The 6,478-nt window shown below is 68.6% G+C and carries 5 protein-coding genes and 1 pseudogene; all 6 read left to right on the top strand.

Going from position 1 to position 6,478, the window contains the following annotated elements; translation table 11 throughout:
* Nucleotides 1-317 (top strand): annotated as a pseudogene (locus KDB67_RS10690) (hypothetical protein); the annotation flags it as partial.
* Nucleotides 318-519: 202 nt separating this feature from the next.
* Nucleotides 520-2,082 (top strand): DUF6350 family protein, encoded by a 1,563-nt coding sequence (locus tag KDB67_RS10685; RefSeq protein WP_291015605.1) that lies wholly within the window; start codon nucleotides 520-522, stop codon nucleotides 2,080-2,082.
* Nucleotides 2,083-2,212: 130 nt separating this feature from the next.
* Nucleotides 2,213-2,845, top strand: coding sequence for a phosphoribosylglycinamide formyltransferase (purN, locus tag KDB67_RS10680; protein ID WP_291015609.1), 633 nt, complete (start codon nucleotides 2,213-2,215; stop codon nucleotides 2,843-2,845).
* A complete protein-coding gene (gene purH / locus KDB67_RS10675; RefSeq protein WP_291015604.1) occupies nucleotides 2,842-4,419 on the top strand; it encodes a bifunctional phosphoribosylaminoimidazolecarboxamide formyltransferase/IMP cyclohydrolase in 1,578 nt (525 codons plus the stop codon). The genes purN and purH overlap by 4 nt, the downstream gene beginning before the upstream one ends.
* Nucleotides 4,420-4,665: 246 nt before the next feature.
* Nucleotides 4,666-5,412: a sulfite exporter TauE/SafE family protein gene (locus tag KDB67_RS10670; RefSeq protein WP_291015602.1), complete on the top strand. Its 747-nt coding sequence runs from the start codon at nucleotides 4,666-4,668 to the stop codon at nucleotides 5,410-5,412.
* 258 nt (nucleotides 5,413-5,670) lie between these two features.
* Nucleotides 5,671-6,478: ABC transporter permease subunit (locus tag KDB67_RS10665; protein ID WP_291015607.1), on the top strand; the 808-nt coding region annotated here is incomplete at its 3' end.

Genomic DNA, 6,478 nt, shown 5'->3' with positions numbered 1-6,478 from the left:
CGGCGCCCGCCCCGTCGTCGTCGGATCCGCAGTCTTACGGCAGCTACGGCACCTACGGCGCCACCCAGTACAGCCCGTCGTACGGGCAGGGCGCGCCGGGCGGGGGCAAATCGCCGGCCGATCCGGCAGCACCGTCGAGTGGTCCGTCCTACGGTGGTTACCCCAACACGCCGGGAACCGGCAGCACACCGGGTTCGGACAGTACGACCACGGTGTTCAACAATCCGGGCCGGTCCGGTGGTGGTCAGCCGGGTGGGGGGCAGCCCGGTGGGGGGCAGCAGAGCAACTTCTCCTCCGGCCCGGGGTACGGCGTCTGACGTGCCGTCTCTGACGGTGTAGTCGACCGCGGTAGCCACAGACCAAGAGCAGCGAGGGTTTGCCATCCGGGTGGCCCTCGCTGCTGCTATGTGGTCGTGTTGCGCAAGGCGCAGTCGGGGCGTGTGGTGACAGTGTGATTTTTGGGATTGGTGCGGCGCGTCGGGCGGATGTTGCCAGCGGGACGTGCCAGTCTCGAAGGCGATGGCAACTCGAACGGCAACCCGGACCGACAACCTCGCATCGCGCCTGAGGCAGACCCGACGCGACAATCGCGCGCGGCGTCTCGCGGCCGACGGGTCGCCCCGTGAACTGCTCATCGTCGCATTCGGCCTGCCACTGATCACGCTCGTCGTGCTGCTGGTCCTCATCGTCGCGACGCTCCTGCTTGCGGGATCGGACATCGGCGGGCTCACCGGCACCCTGGGTGCTGCCTGGCTGGCCGTGCATCAGGTGCCGATCTCATTGTCCGGAGTCACGATCGGCGCGCTGCCGATGCTGCCGACGTTGCTCGTCGTCGCAGGCACCGCGGCAGTGGTCAGGTCGGCGGGCCGCGACCGCGAGGTGCGCGAACTCGGAGCCATCGCCGCCGCGGCCGTCGGCGGGCCGCTGGTGTTCACCGCGATGGCCGTGGCCGTGGTCATGGACGGGGCGAGCACCTCGCAGATCCAGAGCCCCGACGCACTGTCGGCATTCGCGTACACGCTGCTGGTGCACGCCGTGGGCGCCGGGGTCGGCGTGGGCACGACCTCCCGCGAACCGCTGCGCCGGCATGTCGCGGTCAGCGCCGCGGACCGGACGGGGCTGCGTTTCGGCGTGGTGGCGCTGTTCGCGCTGCTCGCGGCCGGCGGAGTCGTCGTGACGGTTCGGTTGATCCTCAACTGGGATCAGCTGGGGGCCCTGTTCGCCGGCGGTTACGACTTCGACGGCTACCTCGGCCTGGGCACGCTGTCCGTGCTGTATCTTCCCAACCTCGTCATCGGCGCGGCCGCGGTCCTGGTGGGCGCGAATGCGCAGGTCGGAACCGCTTCCGTCGACCTGATGACGGTCACCGGCGGCGATGTGCCACCACTGCCCGCGCTGGCCGCGCTGCCCGCCGACGGTCTGGGCACCATCGGTGCGGTCGGCTTCGCGGTGCCCGCGGTGATCGCGTTGTTCGTCGCCGTCCGGTGCCGGTCGGCCGATCCGCTCGCCCACTTCCGCGCGGTCTGTGTCGCCGGTGCGGTCGCCGCCGCGCTGATGACAGTCCTCGCCGAACTGGCCGGTGGCCGGGTCGGTGAACTCGGGGAGGTCGGTGTCACCCCCGTGATCACCGGTACGTACACCCTGGGGTGGATCGTCCTCGTGGGCGGGCTCGTCGTAATCGTCAACGCCATGCTGCCGTCGGTCCGTGCGGCTCGGGCCGCCGTCCGTGGTACCGGAAAGACCGCGTCGAGGCCGGACAACGACCAGCCGGAGTCGGACTGGGACGTTCGGGATTGGGACGAGCAGGACTGGTACGAGCAAGACGAGGTAGGGGACCCCGATCCCCGCGTCGACCAGGATGACGCCGAATCCGGCGACGAAGAATCCGGCGACAAAGAGTCTGGTGACGAAGAATCCGAGGACGAGCCCGGTGACGGCGGGCCTGCTGCCGAGTCGCCCGAGAACCGGGACGTCGACGATGCGTCCGCATACGACGGGGCGGCATTCAAGCTCGGTGAGATGGACCTCGACGAGTACGACACCGAGCACGCCATCAGCCGCAAGCTCCTCGATCGGATGTGAACGCCGGATGTGAGCGTTGGGCCGGTGCGCGCCCGGCGACCTGGCGGCAGGCCGCATTCGGGTCACCACTAGGCTGGCACGGGTGAGTGCAGCCCCAACAGGATCGTCGGCGGTGCCGTCGTCGCCGACGGTGTCGTCGCAGGTTGCGCCTATCACCGGTCGGTCCGCTCGGGTCGTGGTGCTCGCCTCCGGTGCGGGGTCGTTGCTCGCCGCGCTGATCGAGCGTTCACGCAGGCCCGGGTCGGTGTTCGAGGTGGTGGCCGTCGGAGTCGACAGGGATTGTGCTGCCGTCGAGATCGCGCGCGAGGCCGGCATCGCGTCATTCACCTGCCGCGTCACCGACCACCCCGATCGCGGTGTCTGGGACGACGCGTTGCGCGACCGGACCGAGCAGGCCGAACCCGACTGGGTGGTGACCGCCGGTTTCATGAAGATCCTCGGACCACAGTTCCTGGCCCGTTTCGGCGGCCACATCGTCAATTCGCATCCCGCGCTGCTGCCGTCGTTTCCCGGCGCACACGGGGTGGCCGACGCCCTCGCGCACGGCGTGAAGGTCACCGGGACAACGGTTCACCTCGTCGACGACGGCGTCGACACCGGGCCGATCCTCGCCCAGCGGGCCGTGGAGATCGCCGCTGACGACACCGCCGACACCCTGCACGAACGGATCAAGATCATCGAGCGCGAATTGCTCGCAGACATGGTGACCGCCCTGGTCGCCAAAGGTGTTGTCATCGAAGGACGAAAGGCCCGCATCCCGTGAACGCTCCCCTCTCAGCCGACGGCCGCCGACCCATCCGCCGGGCGCTCGTGAGTGTCTACGACAAGAGCGGACTGCCCGAACTCGCCGCCGCCCTGCACGCGGCGGGGGTGGAGATCGTCTCCACCGGCTCCACAGCCAAGACCATCGCCGACACCGGCGTCCCCGTCATCGAGGTGTCCACCCTCACCGGATTCCCCGAATGCCTTGAGGGACGGGTCAAGACGCTCCATCCCAAGGTGCACGCCGGCATCCTCGCCGACACCCGCAAGGACGACCACCTGAGTCAGCTCGCCGAGCTCGGTGTCGAGGCCTTCGAACTGGTCGTGGTCAACCTGTACCCGTTCACCCAGACCGTCGCCTCCGGTGCCTCGCCGGACGAGTGCGTCGAGCAGATCGACATCGGCGGACCGTCGATGGTGCGCGGTGCGGCCAAGAACCATCCGTCGGTGGCCGTGGTGGTCAACCCCGGTGACTACGACGATGTGACCGCGGCCCTCGGTGCCGGCGGCTTCACCCTCGCACAGCGTAAGCAGCTGGCGGCCAAGGCTTTCCGCCACACGGCCGACTACGATGTGGCCGTCGCGTCGTGGATGTCGAGCGTCGTGGCGCCGTCGGAGGACGGCAGCGTGTTCCCCGAATGGGCCGGTGCTAGCTGGGAGCGCAAGGACGTGCTGCGCTACGGCGAGAACCCGCACCAGGCCGCCGCGCTCTACCAGTCGGTGCACGCATCGTCCGGTCTGGCCACCGCCGAGCAGCTGCACGGCAAGCAGATGAGCTTCAACAACTACACCGACGCCGATGCCGCCTGGCGCAGCGCCCACGACTTCGACGGTCCGGCGGTGGCGATCATCAAGCACGCCAACCCGTGTGGCATTGCCGTAGGCGCCGATATCGGTGAGGCGCACCGCAAGGCGCACGCGTGCGACCCGGTCAGCGCGTACGGCGGCGTGATCGCGGCCAACCGCGAGATCACCGTCGAGATGGCCGAGCAGGTCGCCGAGATCTTCACCGAGGTGCTCATCGCGCCCGGTTTCGCCGACGGCGCGCTGTCGGTGCTCACCCGCAAGAAGAACATCCGCGTGCTGCGGGCGGTGCCCCCGACGCCGGGTGGGGTGGAGACCCGTCCGGTGTCCGGCGGCCTGCTGATCCAGCAACGCGACGTCATCGACGCCGAGGGCGACGACCCGGCCAACTGGACCCTCGCCGCCGGTGACCCGGCCGACGCCGACACCCTCGCCGACCTCGAATTCGCCTGGCGCGCATGCCGAGCTGTCAAGTCCAATGCCATCCTGCTGGCGTCGGGCGGTGCGTCGGTGGGCGTGGGCATGGGACAGGTCAACCGGGTCGATTCGGCACACCTGGCCGTCAACCGGGCGGGGGAGCGTGCCCAGGGCAGCGTCGCCGCCTCCGACGCCTTCTTCCCGTTCCCCGACGGTCTGCAGGTGCTGATCCACGGCGGCGTCAAAGCCGTTGTGCAGCCCGGTGGTTCGATCCGCGACAACGAGGTGATCGCGGCCGCCGCCGAGGCCGGGGTCACCCTCTACCTCACGGGCGCACGCCATTTCGCCCACTGATCGTCCGGCCGTGCCCCGGTCGGGTGCCCCGGGTCACCGGACCCCTCGTGACCCTCGCTCGTTCCTCGCATCGGCCTCGGGGATCAAGAAGCCTCCCGCCATCTTGATCGCTGAGGGTCCTTGCGCTCTCGTGGTGGGTGAGGGCTTTCCAATCATCTTGATCCCTGAGGAGCGGTCTGCGAGCTTGCGAGCCGACCGCGACGCGTTGGGTCCGGTGACCCTCCGCTCTCAACCCGGCCACCTCCTATGAACCCGGTCACCGAATTCATCTTCCTGCTCGCCGCGGGTTTCGGGGCCGGGCTGATCGGTTATGTCACCGGAATGGCGTCGGTGGTCAGTTATCCGGCGCTGCTGGCCGTCGGCCTGAGTCCGGTGGCGGCCAACGTCACCAACACAGTGTCGGTGGTCGCCGTCGGTATCGGCAGCACCACCAACGCGGGTAAGGCGCTGTTCGACGGCGACGCGCGGCGGACGAAACTGGGCATCGTCGCATCGGTGATCGGCGGGATCATCGGAGCCGCCGCGCTGCTGCTCAGTCCCGAGGAGTCGTTCGAGGCGATCGTCCCGTACCTGGTGGCGATCGCGGCGCTGGCATTGCTGTGTCAGCCCGCGCTGCGCAAATTGTCCACCGTGCATGAGGACCGGCCGTGGCTGTTCTTCCTGGGGATGCTGGTCATCTCGGTGTATGGCGGCTATTTCGGTGCCGGAGCCGGAATCATGATCCTGGCGCTGATGATGGTGGTCTCCAGCGAACCGCTGTGGAAGGCGGCACTGTCCAAGTCCCTGTTCCTCGGTATCGCCAATTCTGTTGCGGCCATAGGCTTTATGCTCTGGGGTCCGGTCGATTGGTGGGCCGCGCTCGCGATGGGCATCGGCTGCTTCGCGGGCGGCTGGTGCGGACCGCCGGTCGTAAAGAAGTTGCCGGCCGGACCGCTGCGGGTCGCTATCGCCATCGGTGGCCTGCTCCTGGCCGTCTGGCTCGCCGTCCGCTGACCACCCACCCAGCCCGGAAAGCCGACACCGTCGCTGGTTGAGGTGCGAGGAGCGTAAGCGACGAGCCTCGAAACCCGGTGAGCCGACATTGTCCACTCTGCGGTTGCGGCCGGGTTCGTCGGGTCCCGGCCGCACCGCGTCGGGCGTGGTGCACCCACCGCAGTGTGACTGATATCTCCGGCCGGTGCGGACATTTCGTCACCACGACGTTAACTATGTCGGTCGTCCTCCCATCGGACTACACCTTCTTGGGTGAGTCTGACTTCTGAACCGCTTGTCGACGACGCGGCCCCGCCCTCATCGGGCCGGGCCGACGCGGCGTCGCGTCTGCGGACCCTGGGATCCCAATGGGGACTGCCACTGCTGTCGGTGGTGGTATTCCTGATCGCGTACCAGCTCGTCGCCATCAGCGGCATCTGGAGCGAAACCTTCGTACCCAAGATCGGCACGATCTGGGACGCCTTCATCGACTTGTCGACCACGCACGACGGGGTGCGCGGCTATGCCGACTACTTCTGGTGGGAACACCTGTACATGACGCTGCGCCGAGTGCTGGCCGGTGTGGTGATCGGTGTGGTCGCGGGTGTGCTGCTGGGTCTGGCGATGGGTTCGGTCACCTGGCTGCGCCGCCTGCTGGAGCCGTGGCTGACGTTCCTGCGGGCGCTGCCGCCGCTGGCCTACTTCTTCCTGCTGGTGATCTGGCTGGGCATCGACGAATCGCCCAAGGTCACGCTGCTGGCACTGGCCGCGCTGCCGCCGGCGGCGGTGGCCACCACAGCCGCCGTCAGTGCCGCGCCGGTGGCGCTCATCGAGGCGGCCCGGGCGCTCGGCGCCTCCCGCACCGAGGTGATCCGCGATGTCGTGGTGCCCGCCGCGCTGCCCGAGACGTTCACCGGCATCCGGTTGGCCGTCGGCATGGCGTACTCGTCGGTGGTGGCGGCCGAACTGTTCAACGGCATCCCCGGAATCGGTGGTGTGGTCAAGGACGCCAGTAATTACAACAACACCCCCGTCGTCCTGGTCGGCATCGTGCTGATCGGTCTGTCCGGTCTGATCATCGACGGGG

The sequence above is a fragment of the Gordonia sp. (in: high G+C Gram-positive bacteria) genome (genome assembly GCF_020438995.1).
Classification (GTDB): domain Bacteria; phylum Actinomycetota; class Actinomycetes; order Mycobacteriales; family Mycobacteriaceae; genus Gordonia.
This window is presented reverse-complemented; position numbering and strand designations above follow the sequence as displayed.

Coding starts and splice junctions, on each gene's coding strand:
- KDB67_RS10685 (WP_291015605.1), top strand. CDS start 520: ATGGCAACTCGAACGGCAACCCGGACCGACAACCTCGCATCGCGCCTG.
- KDB67_RS10670 (WP_291015602.1), top strand. CDS start 4,666: ATGAACCCGGTCACCGAATTCATCTTCCTGCTCGCCGCGGGTTTCGGG.